Source organism: Caenispirillum bisanense (genome assembly GCF_900230255.1).
GTDB lineage: Bacteria > Pseudomonadota > Alphaproteobacteria > Rhodospirillales > Rhodospirillaceae > Caenispirillum > Caenispirillum bisanense_A.
Map to the genome: position 1 here is coordinate 16464 of NZ_OCNJ01000010.1, position 17703 is coordinate 34166.

Consider the following 17703-nt stretch of genomic DNA (forward strand, 5'->3'; position numbering starts at 1 on the left):
GTGCCCGCCGCAGCTTTTGATCACACGACCGCAAAACCGGAGTTGACCGCGAAATGACCTACGTCGTCACCGAGAACTGCATCAAGTGCAAGTACACCGACTGCGTCGAGGTGTGCCCGGTGGACTGTTTCTACGAAGGCGAGAACATGCTCGTCATCAACCCCGACGAATGCATCGACTGCGGCGTGTGCGAGCCCGAATGCCCGGCCGAGGCCATCTTCCCCGACTCCGAGGACATCGCCCAGAAGTGGGCCGAGAAGAACCGCGAGCTGGCGGGCGTGTGGCCCAACATCACCCGCAAGAAGGACTCGCTGCCCGACGCCGACGAGTGGAAGGACAAGCCCGGCAAGGCCGACATGCTGTCCGAGACGGCGGGCTCTGGCGACTGAACCCGAGTCGCCCTATATGGCGCTTCAGCGAGGATGGGGGCGGCCCGCACGGGCCGCCCTCGCCGTTTCCGCCAAGCCCTTGGCAAGCCCTTGGAATGGTGGGACGGCAGGGGGCCGAGCCCGTTTGAAGCTTTTTTTACCTGTCTCGGACCCTCTTTTCGTGGTATAGAATAGCTCTGTCCGCTCGGTTCTACCGGCGGAACTTTTTTTGGGACTGGCCCTCATGGGGTGCCGCCTTTCGCCGGTCCCGAAAGACACTCAGCAGCCGAGACGGGCCTGGACCCGAACCGGAACGAGACATCGCCATGCCACGCTCGTCGGTCGGATGCGTGGCGGTGGGCGCCACAGATTTCGCCCACTTTCGTAACCGGCCCCCAAACGGCCCCGCGATCGTCGTCGACGCTTTCCCCCGGCGTGGCGGATCGTCCTGGTGTGACTTGACGGGAAGAGAAGAAAAGAACATGAGCAACGTGCCCTTCACCGCTGGTGACTTCGTCGTCTATCCCGCTCACGGCGTCGGCAAGGTGATGGAAATCGAGAAGCAGACCATCGCCGGCATGGACCTGGAGCTGTTCGTCATCAGCTTCGAGCGCGAGCGCATGACGCTGCGCATCCCCGTGGCCAAGGCCAAGACGTCGGGTCTGCGCAAGCTGGCGACCAAGAAGATCATGGACACGGCGCTGACCACGCTGAAGGGCCGCGCCCGCGTGAAGCGCGCCATGTGGAGCCGCCGCGCCCAGGAATACGAAGCCAAGATCAACTCGGGCGACCCGGTTTCCATCGCCGAAGTGGTGCGCGACCTGCACCGCTCCGCCACCCAGCCGGAGCAGTCCTTCAGCGAGCGCCAGATCTATGAACAGGCGCTGGAGCGTCTGGCCTGCGAGCTGGCCGCCGTCGAGCAGATCGACGACGCCGCCGCGACCGAGAAGCTGGAAAAGCTGCTGCGCGCCGCCTGATCGGCCGCATCCGCGACACGACGACGCCCGCCGGTGGAGCCTCCACCGGCGGGCGTTGTTGTTTTGCCCTCGCCGGGCGGGCGCTGGCACGCCCTTGGCCGCTCGCTCAATGCGAGCTTCTTGCCCTCGCCGGGCGGGCGCTGACCGCGCCCTTGGCTGCTCGCGCAATGCTCGCTTGTGGGCGCGCCGTCCTCGTGGTCGGTTATAGCCCGATGCGGGCGCGCAGCAGGGCTTCCGTCATCTCCTCGGCCAGCGCATCGGTGCCGCCGCGCAGCAGGCGGGCGAGCAGCGGCCTGCGCGGGGCCTGGATCACGCGCAGGCGGGCCTGCGGATAGCGCTGCTTGACGTAGGCGTGCGGCAGCTCGACGCCGTCCACGAGACCCAGTTCCAGCCCCTTCTGCGCCAGGAAGACGTCGCCGTTGAACAGGGTGTCGTCGTCGCCCTTCAGGCGGCCGGCGCGGCGCCCCTTCACGTAGGCGATGAAGGCGGCGTGGATGTCGGCCTGCAGGCCGGCCAGCCATTCGCGGTCCTTGTCCTGCTGCGGCTGGAACGGGTCGAGGCGCATCTTGTTGGTGCCCTGGGTCAGCACCCGGCGCTCCACCCCCAGGCGGTCGAGCAGGCCGACGAAGCCGAAGCCCGCCGAGACGACGCCGATGGAGCCGACGATGCTCATGGGGCTCATGGCGAAGATCTCGTCGGCGGCACAGGCGAGCCAGTAGCCACCGGAGGCGCCCACCTGCTCCACGAAGGCGATGACGGGCACCTTCTTCTCGTCGGCGCGGCGGCGGATCTCGCGGGCGATGACGTCGGATTCCATGGGGCTGCCGCCCGGCGAGTTGACCACCAGCAGCACGGCGCGCGGCGGCCGGCGCCCGCCGAAGGCGCGATCGAAGGCCGGGCGCACCTTCTCCCACTTGAGGCCGCGCCCGCCGATGACGCCTTCCAGGCGCACCAGGGCGACGTGCTCGCGCTGCCAGAACTTCAGCTTCACAAGGGCTCTCCTGCAGGATGCATGACCAGCGCATCATGTAGGTGCGGCAACGGTCGGACGCCAGCGCGCCCGGCCTTCAACGGCAAAGGGCGGCACGCTGGCCGCCCTTCCCGGTCGTCAGTCCTGCGTTGCCTCACTCGGCGGCGCGGGCGGCCTTGATGTAATCGCGGTACCAGGCGTAGGACGCCTTGGCGGTGCGCTTCTGGGTCTCGTAGTCCACATGCACCAGACCGAAGCGGTTCTGGTAGCCGGTGCCCCATTCGAAGTTGTCGAGCAGCGACCACACGTAGTACCCGCGCACGTCGGCGCCGGCGGCGATGGCCTCCTTCATGGCGTCGGTGTAGAGGGTCAGGTAGCGGATGCGGGTGGCGTCGTTGACTTCGCCCTTGTCGTCCACCTTGTCGTTGCCGCCCATGCCGTTCTCGGTGACGTAGATGGGCAGCTTGTAGGTCTTGGTCAGGCCGATCAGCTCGTCGCGGAAGGCCGCCGGCCAGATGGGCCAGCCGATGTCGGACTTGTCGGCGTCGTCGGGCGCCGCGCCCCAGTGGAAGCCCCAGGTGGCGTTGGGGTCGTCCTTGGCGAAGATGGGGCCGTAGTGGTTGAGGCCGAACCAGTCGGTGCGGCGGCAGATCTGCGCCATGTCGCCGGCCTTCACGTAGGGCGCGATGCTCTCGGCGATGAGGTCGGGGTAGTGGCCGAGCAGCTGCGGGTCGGGGAAGGCCTTGTTCCAGTGCGCGTCGAGCAGGGCGGCGGCGCGGCGGTCGGCGTCGGTGTCCTTCTCCGGCCACACGACCTGGCGGTTGTGGACCGCACCGACCACGGCGCCGGGCACCAGGTCGCGGATGACGTCGACGCCCATGCCGTGGGCCAGGTTGACGTGGTGGATGGCCTTCAGGTGCGCCTCGCGGTCGGTGATGCCAGGGGCCGACCAGTCGATGCAGTAGCCGAACAGGGTGAACACGGCGAACTCGTTGAAGGTCGCCCAGTGCTTCACGCGGTCGCCGTAACGCTGGCAGCACAGCGCGGCGTAGTCGGCGAACCAGCCGGCGCTGTCGCGGGCCGGCCAGCCGCCCAGGTCGTCGAGCGCCTGCGGCAGATCCCAGTGGTACAGGCAGAGCCACGGCTCGATGCCCGCCTCCAGCACGCCGTCGATGAGGCGGTCGTAGAAGTCGAGGCCCTTCTGGTTCACCCGCCCCTTGCCCTTGGGCAGCACGCGCGGCCAGGCGACCGAGAAGCGGTAGACGTCGAGGCCGAGGCCCTTCATCAGGGCGATGTCCTCGGGGTAGCGGTGGTAGTGGTCGCAGGCGACGTCGCCGGTGTCGCCGTTGGCGATCTTGCCCTGCATGCGGCAGCGGGTGTCCCAGATGGACGGCAGGCGTCCGTCGGCGTCGTGGCCGCCCTCGATCTGGTAACTGGACGTCGAGACGCCCCACTTGAAGCCGCGCGGATAGCCGGCGGCGGTGAGCGGACGCGATGGGGCGATGGTAGTCATGATGGGGCCTCGTGGACGGACGCCGGCAGGGACGGCGCGTCGGCTCGGGGCGGGCGCGGGATTGCCGCGCGGCGGGCCGGGTCGAGGCTCTGTCCCCGCCCGCAAGGGGTAGGAACGCCTCCCACTTTATGCCTGTTGCATGCATCGTCAAGCGGTCCTGCCGGACCTATGACGAAGGGCAGGGGTATCCGGTCAGGCCGCCGCCAGGGTCGCCAGGAACTGGGCGTCGGGCGCCTCGCGCAGAGCCCGCGTCGGGCGGCCGTCGGCGGTGAGGAAGCCGTGGGCGGCCAGGTGGTCGACGATCTTCACGAAGTGGCGGCGGTTGTGGGCGCTGGCGCCGCCTTCCAGCCAGTTCTGCTCCAGGAAGGCGCAGATGGCGGGCTGCTCCAGCTCCGCCTCCCACAGGATGCCGAGGAGGGAGGCGAGGCTTTCCTCCAGCTCGCGCTCGACGCCGAACACGCTCATGGCGGCGTCGGCCTCGGTGCGCAGACCCGTCTCCGGCCCGGCGCCGAGGCCGAAGTCGGGGGCGGTCCGGCGCTCGGGCGCGCAGACCTGCAGGTGGGCGACGTCGTGGACGATGACCGACGGCTCCATGCGCACCCGCAGGGCATGGCCGTCCCAGGTGTAGCCGGCGGTCGGCGGCTCGTCGAGGATCGCCATGCCGAAGCCGCGCGCAAACTCCACCGCCTGGGCGTGGTGGTCCGGGTCCTGCGACAGCTCCAGGTTCCCGTCGCGCACCAGGGCGAGCGTTGCGGCGATGCGGCGGAAGGCGGCCTGCGCCGTCGGCGCGTCGGCCAGCGCGTCGTCGAAGGCATCCAGCACGGTCGGCAGGTCGGGCAGCGGGACGGGCGTCAGGATCATCGGTCGGCGGCTCGGGCAGCGCGTGGGGCGGCGAAGGCGCCAGACCTACACCACACGGGGAATGAGGGCAATCGCTTCAGCGTCGGCCGCGGCGGTGGCGGTCCATGAACTCGGGCGGCTTGCGGGCGACCCAGCGCAGGAAGCGGGCGATTTCCGGGTGGCTGCGCAAGGACTCGGGCGTCGCGTAGTCGCGGGCGAGCGCGCGTTCGTCCAGCACGCTGTGGATCTTGCGGTGGCAGATGCGGTGCATGAGCGTCTGCTCGCGCCCGCCTTCCGAGCGCGGCACCCAGTGGTGGCGGTCGAGGCTCGGCCCCGCCACCATGGGCCGGCCGCACAGCGGGCAGGGGCCGAGCGGGTCGTCGCCCCCGCGCGGTCGCGACGGCAGCAGGTCGGCGGGGTCGTCGGGCAGCGGAAACAGGCGACGCATCGTTCCGTGAAAAGTTCGCTTTGCCATTGTGCTGGACCGGGGCCGATGGCACACCCATATGGTCCGCAGACAAGGTGGGGCGATGGCCCGCCGTCCGGCAAGGGGAGAACAGCCCGTGACCCGCATCCGCATGCCGCGCCGCCGGACGCTCGCGTCCTTGACGACGGCGGCGGTGCGCCGGGTGGCGACCTTGCTCGCGGCGCTGCTGGCGCTGCTGGCGCTGCTTTCGGCCGCCGTCCCGGCAGCGGCGCAGGACGAGCCGGCGGAGCCGCATTTCTCGCGCATCGGCACCGGCCCGACGGGCGGCACCTATTTTCCCATGGGCGGGCTGATCGCCAACGCCATTTCCAATCCGCCCGGCTCGCGCCCCTGCGACCGCGGCGGCAGCTGCGGCGTGCCGGGCCTGATCGCCGCCGCCGTCTCCACCAACGGCTCCGTCGCCAACGTCGAGGCGCTGGCCGCCGGCGCCATGGACTTGGCGCTGGTGCAGGCCGACGTCGCCTTCTGGGCGTGGAAGGGCGACGGCATCTTCAGCAAGCGCGAGCCCATGGAGACGTTGCGCGCCCTCGGCTACCTCTACCCCGAGAGCATCCATCTGGTGGCGCGCGTCGAGTCGGGCATCGAGACGGTCGCCGACCTGAAGGGCAAGCGGGTGTCGCTCGGCGAGGAGAAGTCGGGGACGCTGGTGGAAAGCCGCCTCATCCTCAACGCCTTCGGCCTCAAGACCAGCGAGTTGAAGCCCGTCTACCTGCGGCCCGGCCCATCCGCCGACCGCCTGGCGGCAGGCGATCTGGACGCCTTCTTCTACGTCGGCGGTGCCCCCGTGCAGGCCATCGCCGACATGGCGGTGGAGACGCCGGTGCGTCTGATCCCCATCGACGGACCGACCGGCGAGAAGCTGGTCGACGTCTTCCCCTATCTCTCGGCCAACGTCATCCCGGCCCGCACCTATCCGGGGCAGGAGACGGACGTGCCGACGCTCGCCGTCGGCGCCGTGCTGGTCACCACCTCGGCCATGCCCGAGGCGCTGGCCTACGGCATCACCCGCGCCCTGTGGCACCCGGTGAGCCTCGACCTCTACAAGCGCGGCCATGCCGCCGGGGCGCGGCTGTATCCGTCGCGCGCCATGGACAACACCGGCGTCCCCCTGCACGACGGCGCCGCCCGGTACTACACCGAGGCGGAGGAACTGGCCGCGCGGGAAAAGGCCTCGCCGCCCGCCCCCTGACGCCGAATAGCCGTGGACCTGCCCGCGACGCCTCGGCACAATGCGTCGCGGACCTGATCATCGCCTGCAACAACGAAACCCTGGAGCACCGCCCTTGCCTGCGCACACCAGCCCGACCGCCCTGCTCGTCGACACCGCCCCGGCCGCCGCCGTGCCGCTGACCGCGGTGACCCAGGCGGGGCTGGAGGCGTGGCGGAGCGAGCAGGAGGCGGCGACCCTGCGCTGGGTGGACGCCGCCGGCTTCAAGGCCGATGCCGGCGCCTTCGTGCTGCTGCCCGATGCCGAGGGCGGCCTCGGCCGCGTCGTCGCCGGGCTCGGCGACGGCTCCGACCCCTGGGCGCTGGCCGGCCTGCCGGCGGCAATGCCCAAGGGCTGCTACCGCCTCGACCCCGAGCCGGAGCCGGCGGTCGCCACCTGGGCGGCCTTCGCGTGGGAGATGGGCGGTTATTCCTTCACCCGCTACAAGTCCGGCCCGGCCCCGACCCTCGCCACCCTGGTGTGGCCGGAGGGCGCCGACCGCGCCCACGTGGAGCGCACGGTGGCCGGCACCACGCTGGTGCGTGACCTCATCAACACCCCGGCCGCCGACATGGGGCCGGAGGAACTGGCCGCCGCCGCCGGCGCCCTGGCCGACGCCCACGGCGCGACGCTCGACGTCATCGTCGGCGAGGATCTGGAGCGCCGCGACTACCCGGCCGTCTACGCCGTCGGCAAGGGCAGCAGCCGGCCACCGCGCCTCATCGACCTGCACTGGGGCGATCCGTCGCACCCCAAGGTGACGCTGGTCGGCAAGGGCGTGTGCTTCGACTCGGGCGGCTACGACCTCAAGCCCTCGGGCGGCATGAAGCTGATGAAGAAGGACATGGGCGGCGCCGCCAACGTGCTCGGCCTCGCCCGCATGATCATGATGGCCGGCCTGCCGGTGCGCCTGCGGGTGCTCATCCCGGCCGTCGAGAACATGGTGTCGGGCCACGCCATGCGGCCGCTGGACGTGCTGCGCACCCGCAAGGGCCTGACCGTCGAGGTCGGCAACACCGATGCCGAGGGGCGCCTCGTGCTGTGCGACGCCCTGGCCGAGGCCGACGCCGAGCAGCCGGCGCTGCTGATCGACTGCGCCACCCTGACGGGTGCTGCCCGCGTCGCCATGGGGCCGGAGGTGGTGCCCTTCTTCACCAACGACGACGCGCTGGCCGCCGACCTGGAACGCCACGGCGCCGCCGCCGCCGATCCGCTGTGGCGCCTGCCGCTGTGGAAGGGCTACCGCAAGCAGCTCGACAGCAAGGTCGCCGACATCTCCAACATGTCCGACAGCCCGTTCGGCGGGGCCATCACGGCGGCGCTGTTCCTCAACGAGTTCGTGGCGCCGTCCACGTCCTGGGTGCACATCGACATGTACGGCTGGAACCCCGGCAACCGGCCGGGCCGGCCCATGGGCGGCGAGGCCTTCGCCCTGCGCGCGCTCTTTGCCGTCATCGCCGACCGCTTCGGTTGAACGTTGCCGAAGGAACCGATTGGCGTTGCCGCAGGACGCGGGCTCCGCTAAACAGGTTCCGCTCACGGAACAAGCGGATGGAGCGAGGGGACAGCGTGGACATCAAACCCGTCGAGGCCCTGGACCTGTGGCGCGGCGCCATCGTCGAGAGCGTTCGGCGGGACGGCCCCGACCTGTCGGCGCGCCAGATGGCGCTGCTCCTCACCGTCTACATCACGCCGCCGCCGCACACGGTGCGGGGGCTCGCCGAGACGTTGAAAGTCTCCAAGCCCGCCGTCACCCGCGCCGTCGACCGCCTGGCGGAATACGGCCTAGTGAAGCGCAAGGTGGACGAGAAGGACCGCCGCAGCGTGCTCATCCAGCGCACCGTCAAGGGCTCTGTCTACCTGCGGGAATTCGGGGAAATGGTGGCCGCCGCCGCGCAGGCCTGCCGCGTCCCCGAGACCGAGGACGCTGCGTCGGGCGGTTGAGCCGGGTGCCGTCGCGCCACCGGAAATAAAGTATACCGCCGACGGCGCGCTTTGCCGCGATAGTGCGGTTGCGCCATCATCGTCCCCGTCGAGACCTGCGCCGAAAGGCGGAACCGGATCGTCCGCCGCGCGGCGGACCGTCGCACGGGAGGACGGGATGGGTGAGGGATTGGCCGCCGTGTGGCGGGCGGTGACGGGCGACGGCCAGTTCACCCCGCACGGGATGTGCCTGTTGTGGGATCCCGCCCTGGTGTGGACCATGGTGGCGTCGGACCTGCTGATCTTCCTCAGCTACTATTCCATCCCCATGGCCCTGTTCATCTTCCTGCGGCGGCGCCAGGATCTGCGGTTCCGCGGCATCTTCTATCTGGCCGGCTTCTTCGTGCTGGCCTGCGGCACCACCCACCTGATCTCCGTCCTCACCCTGTGGCAGCCGGCCTATTGGATCGCCGCCGCGGCCAAGCTGCTGACGGCCGCCGTGTCGGTGGCGACGGCGGTGGTCGCCTGGCCGCTGCTGCCCAAGGCCGTCGCCCTGCCGTCGCCGCAGCACCTGCAGGAGACGCGCCGCGCTCTGCTGGAAGCACGCGAGATGGCCGGCAAGGACCCGCTCACCGACCTGCCCAACCGCCGCGCCCTGCCGCAGGTGGCGGCGGTGCTGCGCCGCTCGCCGGCCAACCGGCCGGTGGCGGTCGCCATGGTGGACATCGACCTGTTCAAGTCGGTGAACGACACCTTCGGCCACGGCATGGGGGATGCGCTGCTGCGCCACGTCGCCGACGTCATGCGGCGGTGCCTCGGGCCGTCGGATACGGTGGTGCGGTTCGGCGGCGACGAGTTCGTGCTGGTGCTGCCCGATGCCGATGCCGAAGCCGGCGAGGCGGCCGTCGCCGCCCTGTGCCGGGCGGTCGCCGTGTCGCCCATCTGGTACGAGGGGCAGACGGTGCGCCTGACCGCCAGCGCCGGCGTCGCCGCCGGACGGGCGGGCGGCCTCGACCTCGAGGCGCTGATCCGCGAGGCGGACCGCGCATGCTACCGCGCCAAGGCGGCCGGGCGGGACCGGGTGATGCTGGCGGGGGCCGAGGACGTGAGCGGCTGGATGGCCGGCGGCGACGCCTCCACCCCCGCCCCGACACCGGCCGGCGGCTGAAGCACGGCGGGGCGCGTCGGGCGCCCCCGGCGGATCGTCAGCGGGTGTAGATGGACTTGACCAGTTCGGTCAGGGTGACGCCGATGCGGTCGCCTTCGGTGATGACCACCTCGCCGCGCGCCACCAGGATTTCGTTGGCGAAGATCTCGACCGGCTGGTTGGTGCGCTGGTCCAGTTCCACCACGGCGCCGCGGCCCAGCTTCAGCAGCTGGTTGACGCGCAGCGACGACTTGCCGAGCACCACGGAGATCTCGACCGGCACCTTGTAGATGGCATCGAGAGCGCCGCTCTCGCCGAGGGTCATGTCGTCGCTCATGGGGACCGCGCGCATTCCGGGGGTGACAGGCTTGCGCCCAATATGACCCCCGGCGCGGTTAAAGGGAAGTAAAGGGTGCGACGGATCGCCTCATTGCGCCGCGAACAGGCTGTAGGTGGCGGTCGCCGAGCCGCTGGCGAGCACGTGCCCGGCCATGGCCGCCGTCACCGCCGCCACATCGGCCTCGGCCGGCAGGTCGAGGCGGGCGACGTCGAGGGCGGAGACCGTCACCACGTAGCGGTGCGTCCGGGCGTCGTTGGCGGGCGGGCAGGGCCCGTCCCAGCCGCCGTGGGCGCCGTCGCCGAAGAAGCCACCGAAGTCGTTGGCGTGGCGCGTGCCGTGGCCCACCGGGCCGACGTCCTTGCGGGTCGGCGCGGCGACGTCGCCTTCCGCCCCCTCGGCCAGCGTGGTCACGGTCGCCGGCACGTCGGCCAGCACCCAGTGGTGGGCCGTCACCCGCGGCGCATCGGCGGCGATGACGACGCCCGGCACGTTGGCCTTCTCGGCGAACTCGGCCGGCACGTCGGGATCGTGGGCGAGAACCACGAAGGACTGCGTGCCCGCCGGCGCCCCCGACCACGACAGCGCCGGGCTGACGTTGGCGCCGTAGCCGTCGGCGATGCAGAAGGCGTGGCGGGAGTCGAGCACCCCGTCGGCACCGACGCCGCCGAGCCGCACCGCGAGGTCGGCGGCGGCGGCCGGGGTCGCGGTGGCGGCGACGGTCAGGGCCAGGGAGAGGGCCAGGGAAACGCGGCGGAGGATCATGATCGTCTGCTCCTGCTGGATTGATCCGATGCCAGGAGCCTAGCCGGGCCGGGGCTGGACCGGCGTGCCGATCCGGTCAACAATGGTGCGAAGACGATCATCCTGCCGAGGCGCCGCATGGACCTGCTGCCCGCCCTGCGCCCGCTCGCCGAGCGCCTGCCCACGACGCCCGCCTGGCTCGGCCACGGCGCCGCCTTCAGCCGCATCGTGACCCGGCGGTGGGAGCGGGTGGGGGTGGTCGCGCCCGCCAATCCCTGCCTCATCGCCGTGCTGTCGGGCACCAAGAGCGTCGTGCGCGACGGCGTCGATCATCGCCTGACGGCGCCCAGCCTGCTCCTGCTGGCGCCCGACGAGGCGGTGACCGTGGTCAACGAGCCCGACCCGGCGAGCGGCCTCTATCTGGCGGTGGCGGTGGAGTTCGGGCCCGACACCCTGCGCCGCATCGCCACGCGGCGGCTCGCGGCCCCGGCCCGCGGCGCCGACGACCTGCGGGTGCGGCCCGACCGGGCGGTGGTGGAGGCGCTGGTGCACGCCCTGGACGGTCTGACGGCGCCGGACGGCCTGTCCGAGTCGGTGCTGGAGGCGCGGGTGGTGGAACTGCTGACGGCCCTGGTGGAGGCCGGCCACGGCCGGCGCCTGTTCGCCCGCACCCTGGGCGACGTGGCGGCGCGGGTGCGCTCCGTGCTCGCCGTCGATCCGGCGGCGCCGGCGACGGCCGCGACGGTGGCCGCCGCCCTGCACATGAGCGTCGCCACCCTGCACCGCCGCCTGCGGGCGCAGAAGACCGGCTTCCAGGCCCTGCGCGACGCGGTACGCCTCGACCTCGCAACCGACCGGCTGGCCGCCGGCGCGCCGGTGAAGGACGTGGCGGCGGCCTGCGGCTTCGCCTCCGCCGGGCGCTTCGCCGCCTGGTTCCGCAGCCGCACCGGCCGCGTGCCGTCGGCCGTCCGCCGCCCCGCCGCGTGATCCACCGCAAGAAGGGGTGAACCGGTGCGGGGTTCGGGCGTATCCTGCCGGTCTGACTCAACCGCGGGAGGCACCCGTCCATGAGCATCATTCAGGAATTCAAGGAATTCGCCATCAAGGGCAACGTGGTGGAGCTGGCCGTGGCGGTGGTGATCGGCACCGCCTTCGGCGCCATCACCAACTCGCTGGTGCGCGACGTCATCATGCCGCCCATCGGCTGGGCCACCGGCGGCATCGACTTCTCCGACCTGTTCATCGCCCTGGACGGCGCCACCTACGCCTCGCTGGCCGAGGCGACGGCGGCCGGCGCGCCCACCGTCAACTACGGCGTCTTCATCAACACGGTGCTGAACTTCCTCATCGTCGCCTGGGCGCTGTTCCTGGTGGTGCGCACCATGAACCGCCTGAAGCGCCAGAAGGAGGAGGTGCCCGCCGCCGCGCCCGAACCGCCGCCGCGCCCGCACGCCGAAGTGCTGCTGGAGGAGATCCGCGATCTGCTGAAGGAGCGCGCCGGGCGACCTTGAGCCGCCCCTCCCGCGTTCCCAGGTGAGAGCCTCCGCTCGTCGCCGACCCATCACCGCCAGGGAGATCTGCCCATGACCACCGTCGCCGCTCCTGCCACCCGCACCGAACGCGACAGCATGGGCGCCCTGGAGGTGCCGGCCGACCGCTACTGGGGCGCCCAGACGCAGCGCTCGCTCAACAATTTCCGCATCGGCGTCGAAACCATGCCGGAGCCGCTGATCCGCGCCTTCGGCCTGCAGAAGCGGGCGGCGGCGCGCGCCAACCATGCCCTCGGCGCGCTGCCCGACGCCGTCTTCCCGGCCGTCGACCAGGCCGCCGGCGAGGTGGCGGAGGGCAAGCTGTCGGCGCACTTCCCGCTGAAGGTGTGGCAGACCGGCTCGGGCACCCAGACCAACATGAACGCCAACGAGGTCATCGCCAACCGCGCCATCGAGATCCTCGGCGGCGAGATGGGCTCGAAAAGCCCGGTCCACCCCAACGACCACGTCAACCGCGGCCAGTCCACCAACGACAGCTTCCCGACCGTCATGCACATCGCCGCGGCGCGCGAGGTGACGGAGCTGCTCATCCCGGCGCTGGACGGCCTGCGCAACGCCCTGTCGGAGCGCGCGGCGGCCTTCGCCGACATCGTCAAGATCGGCCGCACCCACCTGCAGGACGCCACGCCCCTGACGCTGGGGCAGGAGTTCTCCGGCTACGTGCGGCAGGTGGAACTGTCGGTGGAGCGCCTGCGGGCGACCCTGCCGCGCGTGTTCCAGCTGGCCCAGGGCGGCACGGCGGTGGGCACCGGGCTGAACACGGCGCCGGGCTTCCGCGAGCGGTTCTGCGAGGAGCTGCGCACCCTGACGGGCCTGCCCTTCGAGCCGGCGCCCAACACCTTCGAGGCCATGGCGGCCCACGATGCGCTGGTGGAACTGTCGGGGATGCTGAACACCATCGCGACCTCGCTCATGAAGATCGCCAACGACATCCGCCTGCTCGGCTCCGGCCCGCGCTGCGGCCTGGGCGAGCTGCGGCTGCCGGAGAACGAGCCCGGCTCCTCCATCATGCCCGGCAAGGTGAACCCGACCCAGGCGGAGGCCCTGACCATGGTGTGCTGCCAGGTGATGGGCAACCACGTCGCCGTCACCATGGCCGGCGCGCAAGGGCACATGGAGCTGAACGCCTTCAAGCCGGTGATCGCCTATGCGGTGCTGCAGAGCATCCGCCTGCTCGGCGACGCCACCGCCAGCTTCACCGAACACTGCGCCGCCGGCATCGAAGCCGACCGCGCCCGCATCGACGAGCTGCTGCACAAGTCGCTCATGCTGGTGACGGCGCTCAACCCCCATATCGGCTACGACAAGGCCGCCGAGGTGGCGAAGCGGGCGCACAAGGAGGGCACGACCCTGAAACAGGCGGCGGCCGACCTCGGCTACGTGACGCCGGAGGACTTCGACCGCCTGGTGCGACCGGAGGACATGGTGGGGCGGTGAGGGGGAGCGTGGTGCGCCCGGCGGGATTCGAACCCACGGCCCCCGGATTAGGAATCCGGTGCTCTATCCGGCTGAGCTACGGGCGCAGTGGGGTGGACCTTACCGACTCCCGGCGCCTGCGGCAAGACCGTCAGGCGGCGGGGCCTGCGTGATCCCCGGCGGCGAGGCAGGCGGCGGGCCAATCGGCGGCGGTGGTGCACCCGTTGATGATCGCAATCAACGGAGCGAGAGCCGGGCAATGGGTCCGACAGGATACCACGGCCAGTGCCGCCTCCGTCGCCGCGTCGAGCAGATTGAGGCGTGGCAGCCCGCCCTGTACCGCCACGAGAGGTGCCGCGACCTCGCCGCAGCATGGCTGACAATGCTCGCGCGCCCGCTCCAACTCTCCTAGAAGACTCGCAATGCGGTCGCTGGTCATCCCTCGATCCCCGGCCGTAAGGTGGCTGTTGTCGACAGCATACGGTGTCGGTGGTATGGACACCATTGGGGGATAATCCCCACCGGGACGGGTGGAGAGGGGGAAACGAGCTTGCGCTCGGTCGCTACACGCAGGCATCTCGACGAGTTGGACGACGCCGTGCTGCGGGAGGCGACCAGCCGGTGGCTTGCTTGCGGCGGCGCTGCGGAACCGACGCGGGAAGCCCTGCGGGCGCTCGATCTGCCGGCGGACGGTCTGACCAACCTCTACGGGCTGGACCTGACGGCCGAAAACCCCCTCGGTTTCGCTGCCCGCATCGTCGAGCAGAGCTTCGACATGCAGGGCTCGCTGGAGACACTCGGCGACTATCCCGATCGCGAGTACATCCTGGATAGCGTCGCTCCGCATTATGCCGCCGCACGCGACGAGGCGACTGCCGCCCTTTGGCGGGTGCGGACCATGATCCAGCGCCGTTACGCCGTGTACGATCGCCTCATCCTGCCGAGCCCCGACGGTCGTGCCTGTCTGTCGGTCTCGCGGGTGCGGCTGCTGGTGGAGGATGCCGTCATGCCCGATGCTCCCGACCTGACGGCGCGGGAGCGCCAGTGCCTCGGACTGCTGGCCTCGGGCCTCACCGTCAAGGAGATGGCCCACGCCCTCGGGCTGTCGCCCCGAACCGTGGAGAAACACGTAGAAAGCCTGAAGCGCCGCTTCGGCGCACGCACCACCGCTCAGGCCGTGGCGCGCGCGCTGTTGGCCGACATGGCGTGTGCCGACGAGGGACGGTGAGCCAGCCCTCTCCACCCCCTCCGATTTCCACCTTTTTCCAAACATCGTATCCGGAGTCGCCGTTGCCGCGGCGGCTCCCCATGGGCCACCCTGGCAGTCGGAGGGGGACAGTCGGATGCCAGGAGATCGCCCATGTCCATCGTCGTGTCCCTCGACAGCCACCCCGTCTTCCAGCGGCGGCGGCTCGCCCGGCAGGCCCGCGACCTCGCCGCGGATTGCCGTGCCATGGGCCGCACCCTCGACGAGATGCACGCCGCTCTGGTCGACTTCGACCACTGCCTGGATGCCTGCGTCCGGACCCTCGCTCCCACCCGTGCCGAGACCCGCCGGACGCTGGCGGCGCTCGACAGCGGCGACGTCGCGGCCATGGAGGCGGTGCGCGACGGCATCCTGCGGCGCCGCGCCGCCTGCCGCTGAGGGCGCTTGACACGCAACCGGCACGGGCGCACCATCGCCGCCATGAGCACGCACCGCGCCCATACCGCCCGCCGCCTGGCCGGGCTCTGGTGGCGCCCCGTCTGACGGGGCGAGCCTCAGCGCGTGTGTGAACGCCGGCCGCCTCGGGGACGAGGCGGCTGTCGTGTTTTCGGACATCTCAGACGACCGCACTGCCGGCCCGCGCGGCCGCCTCTCCCCGGATCCCCTCGCAAGACCCCGGAGAGAGAGCGAACCCCATGTCCGACTCCACCCCCAGCCAGACCACCACGTACCTCACCCGCGGCGGCATCACCGTGCGCCGCACCGTCGAGCCGCTGCCCTACGCGGGCGCCACCGATCCGCTGGTGGCGGCGCTCGATCGCCGCCGCGGCATCCTGCTCGCCTCCAGCTACGAGGTGCCGGGACGCTACAGCCGGTGGGACCTGGGCTTCGTCGATCCGCCGCTGATGCTGACGGCGACGGGGCGCGAGGTGCGGGTGGCGGCCCTGAACGCGCGCGGCGCCGTGCTGCTGCCGGCGGTGGCGGCGGCCTTCGCGGCGCATCCGCACCTCGCGTCGTCGGCCGGGGAGGGCTGCGTCACCGCCCGCGTCAAGCCGGCGCCCGAGGTCTTCCCCGAGGAGGAGCGCAGCCGCCAGCCGTCGGCCTTCTCGGCGGTGCGGGCGGTGGTGGACCTGTTCGCCAGCGAGGCCGACGGGCGGCTCGGGCTCTACGGCGCCTTCGGCTACGACATCGCGCTCGCCTTCGAGCGCATCGCCCTGTCCCAGCCTCGCCCGGCCGATCACCGCGACGTGGTGCTCTACCTGCCCGATGCAGTGGTGGCGGTGGATCATGCGGCGCAGCGGGCGGAGCGGGTGCTGTTCGACTTCACCACGGCGGCCGGCGCCACCGACGGCCTGCCGCGCACGACGCCCGAGGCCCCGCACGCAGCCGCGCCCGCCAACGATGCGGCGGACGACATGGCGGCGGGCGTCTATGCCGGTCTGGTCGCCGCCACCATCCCCAAGTTCGCCGCCGGCGACCTGTTCGAGGCGGTGCCGAGCCGCGTCTTCCGCCGTCCCTCGGCCGCCGCGCCCTCGGCCCTGTTCCGCCGCCTGCAGGCGCGCAACCCGGCCCCCTACGGCTTCCTCGCCAACCTGGGCGAGGGCGAGCATCTGGTGGGCGCGAGCCCGGAGATGTACGTCCGCGTCACCGGCCGGCGGGTGGAAACCTGCCCCATCTCGGGCACCATCCGGCGCGGCCGCGATGCGCTGGAGGACGCCGACAACATCCGCACCCTGCTCAATTCCGCCAAGGACGAAGCGGAGCTGACCATGTGCACCGACGTCGACCGCAACGACAAGTCGCGGGTGTGCGAGCCGGGCAGCGTGCGCATCCTGGCGCGGCGGCAGATCGAGCTGTACTCGCGCCTCATCCACACCGTCGACCATGTGGAGGGCATGCTGCGTCCCGGCATGGACGCGCTCGACGCCTTCCTCACCCACTGCTGGGCGGTGACGGTGACGGGCGCACCGAAGCGCGCCGCCATGGCCTACCTGGAGGGCGTGGAGCGCAGCCCGCGCGCCTGGTACGGGGGCGCCGTCGGCATGATCGGCTTCGACGGCGGGCTCAACACCGGCCTGACGCTGCGCACCATCCGCCTGAAGCAGGGCGTCGCCGAGGTGCGGGCCGGCGCGACGCTGCTGTTCGACAGCGATCCGGCGGCGGAAGAGGCGGAAACGGTGCTCAAGGCCTCGGCCCTGCTCGACGTGCTCGACCGCCCGCAGGAGGCGCCGGCCGTGCCCGCGCCGGCGCTGCCGGGCAAGGGGCTGAAGGTGCTGCTGGTTGACCACGAGGACAGCTTCGTCCACACGCTCGCCGGCTACCTGCGGGCGGCGGGGGCGCAGGCCGTCACCTACCGCAGCGGCTTCGACGGCACCCTGCTCGACCGCGAGGCGCCGGACCTGGTGGTGCTGTCGCCGGGGCCGGGCACGCCGGGGCAGTTCGGCGTGGCGCGCACGCTGGCCCTGGCGCTGGAGCGGGGTCTGCCGGTGTTCGGCGTGTGCCTCGGCCTGCAGGGGATCGTGGAGCACTTCGGCGGCCGCCTCGGCCGGCTGGCGGAGCCCATGCACGGCAAGCCGTCGGAGATCACCGTCGACCCCGCCGACCCGCTGTTCGCCGGACTGCCGCCGCGGCTGACGGTCGGGCGCTACCACTCGCTGCACGCCCTCGACCTGCCGCCCTGCCTGCGAGCGACGGCGCGCAGCGACGACGGCGTGGTGATGGCGCTGCGCCATGCCTCCCTGCCGGTGGCGGCGGTGCAGTTCCACCCGGAAAGCCTGCTGACGCTGAAGGACGCCGCCGGCGCCCGCATGATCGGCAACCTGTTCCGCGACCTGGTACGGCGCCGGGCGCGGGTGGGGGAGGTGGTGGGGGTGTGAGGACGCGGGCGGGGTGGCCGTGTCTGACCCGCCAAGTGCTTGAACCGCCATCAGAACTTGTCATGGCCGGGCCTCGACCCGGCCATCCACGGCGTCCCCAGCAGTGGACCCGGAGCGCCGTCCGCCACGGCAGGCGGCGTG

General features: G+C 71.6%; 18 protein-coding genes and 1 tRNA gene. 12 read left to right on the top strand and 7 right to left on the bottom strand.

All coding sequences use genetic code 11. From position 1 onward, the window contains the following. Positions 1–53 precede the first annotated feature (53 nt). Positions 54–389 (top strand): ferredoxin FdxA, encoded by a 336-nt coding sequence (gene fdxA, locus CRP50_RS19470; protein ID WP_097280863.1) that lies wholly within the window; start codon positions 54–56, stop codon positions 387–389. A 461-nt stretch (positions 390–850) separates the two neighbouring features. Further along, entirely contained in the window at positions 851–1345 is a 495-nt protein-coding gene (locus CRP50_RS19475) for a CarD family transcriptional regulator (protein ID WP_097280864.1), read from the top strand. Between the two features lie 202 nt (positions 1346–1547). On the opposite strand, the gene CRP50_RS19480 is transcribed toward CRP50_RS19475, so the two are convergent. From CRP50_RS19480 to CRP50_RS19495, 4 genes are all read right to left on the bottom strand, one after another. Further along, positions 1548–2336 (bottom strand): S49 family peptidase, encoded by a 789-nt coding sequence (locus CRP50_RS19480; RefSeq protein ID WP_097280865.1) that lies wholly within the window; start codon positions 2334–2336, stop codon positions 1548–1550. Positions 2337–2469: 133 nt separating this feature from the next. Then, entirely contained in the window at positions 2470–3828 is a 1359-nt protein-coding gene (locus tag CRP50_RS19485) for a GH1 family beta-glucosidase (RefSeq protein WP_097280866.1), read from the bottom strand. A gap of 192 nt (positions 3829–4020) precedes the next feature. After that, a complete protein-coding gene (locus CRP50_RS19490; RefSeq protein ID WP_097280867.1) occupies positions 4021–4689 on the bottom strand; it encodes a hypothetical protein in 669 nt (222 codons plus the stop codon). A gap of 76 nt (positions 4690–4765) precedes the next feature. Then, a complete protein-coding gene (locus CRP50_RS19495; protein ID WP_245913547.1) occupies positions 4766–5116 on the bottom strand; it encodes an HNH endonuclease in 351 nt (116 codons plus the stop codon). Between the two features lie 115 nt (positions 5117–5231). On the opposite strand from CRP50_RS19495, the gene CRP50_RS19500 reads away from it, so the two are divergent. From CRP50_RS19500 to CRP50_RS19515, 4 genes are all read left to right on the top strand, one after another. Then, the gene (locus CRP50_RS19500; RefSeq protein WP_245913548.1) at positions 5232–6344 is read left to right on the top strand and encodes a TAXI family TRAP transporter solute-binding subunit; all 1113 of its coding nucleotides are present in this window, start codon (positions 5232–5234) and stop codon (positions 6342–6344) included. A gap of 94 nt (positions 6345–6438) precedes the next feature. Then, entirely contained in the window at positions 6439–7836 is a 1398-nt protein-coding gene (locus tag CRP50_RS19505; protein ID WP_245913549.1) for a leucyl aminopeptidase family protein, read from the top strand. Positions 7837–7913: 77 nt separating this feature from the next. Continuing rightward, a complete protein-coding gene (locus CRP50_RS19510; protein ID WP_097280869.1) occupies positions 7914–8306 on the top strand; it encodes a MarR family transcriptional regulator in 393 nt (130 codons plus the stop codon). 157 nt (positions 8307–8463) lie between these two features. Next, a complete protein-coding gene (locus CRP50_RS19515; protein ID WP_097280870.1) occupies positions 8464–9453 on the top strand; it encodes a GGDEF domain-containing protein in 990 nt (329 codons plus the stop codon). 37 nt (positions 9454–9490) lie between these two features. Here the strand turns inward: CRP50_RS19515 and CRP50_RS19520 are convergent, their stop codons facing one another. Together CRP50_RS19520 and CRP50_RS19525 are read right to left on the bottom strand one after the other, a co-directional pair. Next, the gene (locus CRP50_RS19520; RefSeq protein ID WP_176525269.1) at positions 9491–9769 is read right to left on the bottom strand and encodes a FliM/FliN family flagellar motor switch protein; all 279 of its coding nucleotides are present in this window, start codon (positions 9767–9769) and stop codon (positions 9491–9493) included. Positions 9770–9859: 90 nt separating this feature from the next. After that, complete coding sequence (locus CRP50_RS19525) at positions 9860–10534, bottom strand: YbhB/YbcL family Raf kinase inhibitor-like protein (RefSeq protein WP_097280871.1); 675 nt, start codon at positions 10532–10534, stop codon at positions 9860–9862. Positions 10535–10651: 117 nt separating this feature from the next. Here CRP50_RS19525 and CRP50_RS26380 point away from each other — a divergent pair, with 117 nt between their 5' ends. The 3 genes from CRP50_RS26380 (at position 10652) to fumC (ending at position 13500) form a co-directional block, all read left to right on the top strand. After that, positions 10652–11500 (top strand): helix-turn-helix domain-containing protein, encoded by an 849-nt coding sequence (locus CRP50_RS26380; protein ID WP_097280872.1) that lies wholly within the window; start codon positions 10652–10654, stop codon positions 11498–11500. A gap of 80 nt (positions 11501–11580) precedes the next feature. Beyond that, positions 11581–12024: a large conductance mechanosensitive channel protein MscL gene (mscL, locus tag CRP50_RS19535; RefSeq protein ID WP_097280873.1), complete on the top strand. Its 444-nt coding sequence runs from the start codon at positions 11581–11583 to the stop codon at positions 12022–12024. 72 nt (positions 12025–12096) lie between these two features. Then, positions 12097–13500, top strand: coding sequence for a class II fumarate hydratase (fumC, locus tag CRP50_RS19540; protein WP_097280874.1), 1404 nt, complete (start codon positions 12097–12099; stop codon positions 13498–13500). 9 nt (positions 13501–13509) lie between these two features. Here the strand turns inward: fumC and CRP50_RS19545 are convergent. Next, a tRNA-Arg gene (locus tag CRP50_RS19545) sits at positions 13510–13586 on the bottom strand. 443 nt (positions 13587–14029) lie between these two features. Between CRP50_RS19545 and CRP50_RS26195 the strand changes: the two genes are divergently transcribed. The 3 genes from CRP50_RS26195 to CRP50_RS19560 all read left to right on the top strand — a co-directional run bounded on the left by CRP50_RS26195 (position 14030) and on the right by CRP50_RS19560 (position 17562). Further along, positions 14030–14707 carry a response regulator transcription factor gene (locus CRP50_RS26195; protein ID WP_141415206.1) on the top strand — a complete coding sequence of 226 codons (678 nt, stop codon included), beginning with the start codon at positions 14030–14032 and terminating at the stop codon, positions 14705–14707. 132 nt (positions 14708–14839) lie between these two features. After that, a complete protein-coding gene (locus tag CRP50_RS19555; RefSeq protein ID WP_097280876.1) occupies positions 14840–15124 on the top strand; it encodes a hypothetical protein in 285 nt (94 codons plus the stop codon). Positions 15125–15381: 257 nt separating this feature from the next. Beyond that, entirely contained in the window at positions 15382–17562 is a 2181-nt protein-coding gene (locus CRP50_RS19560) for an anthranilate synthase component I (RefSeq protein WP_097280877.1), read from the top strand. Positions 17563–17703: the final 141 nt, after the last annotated feature.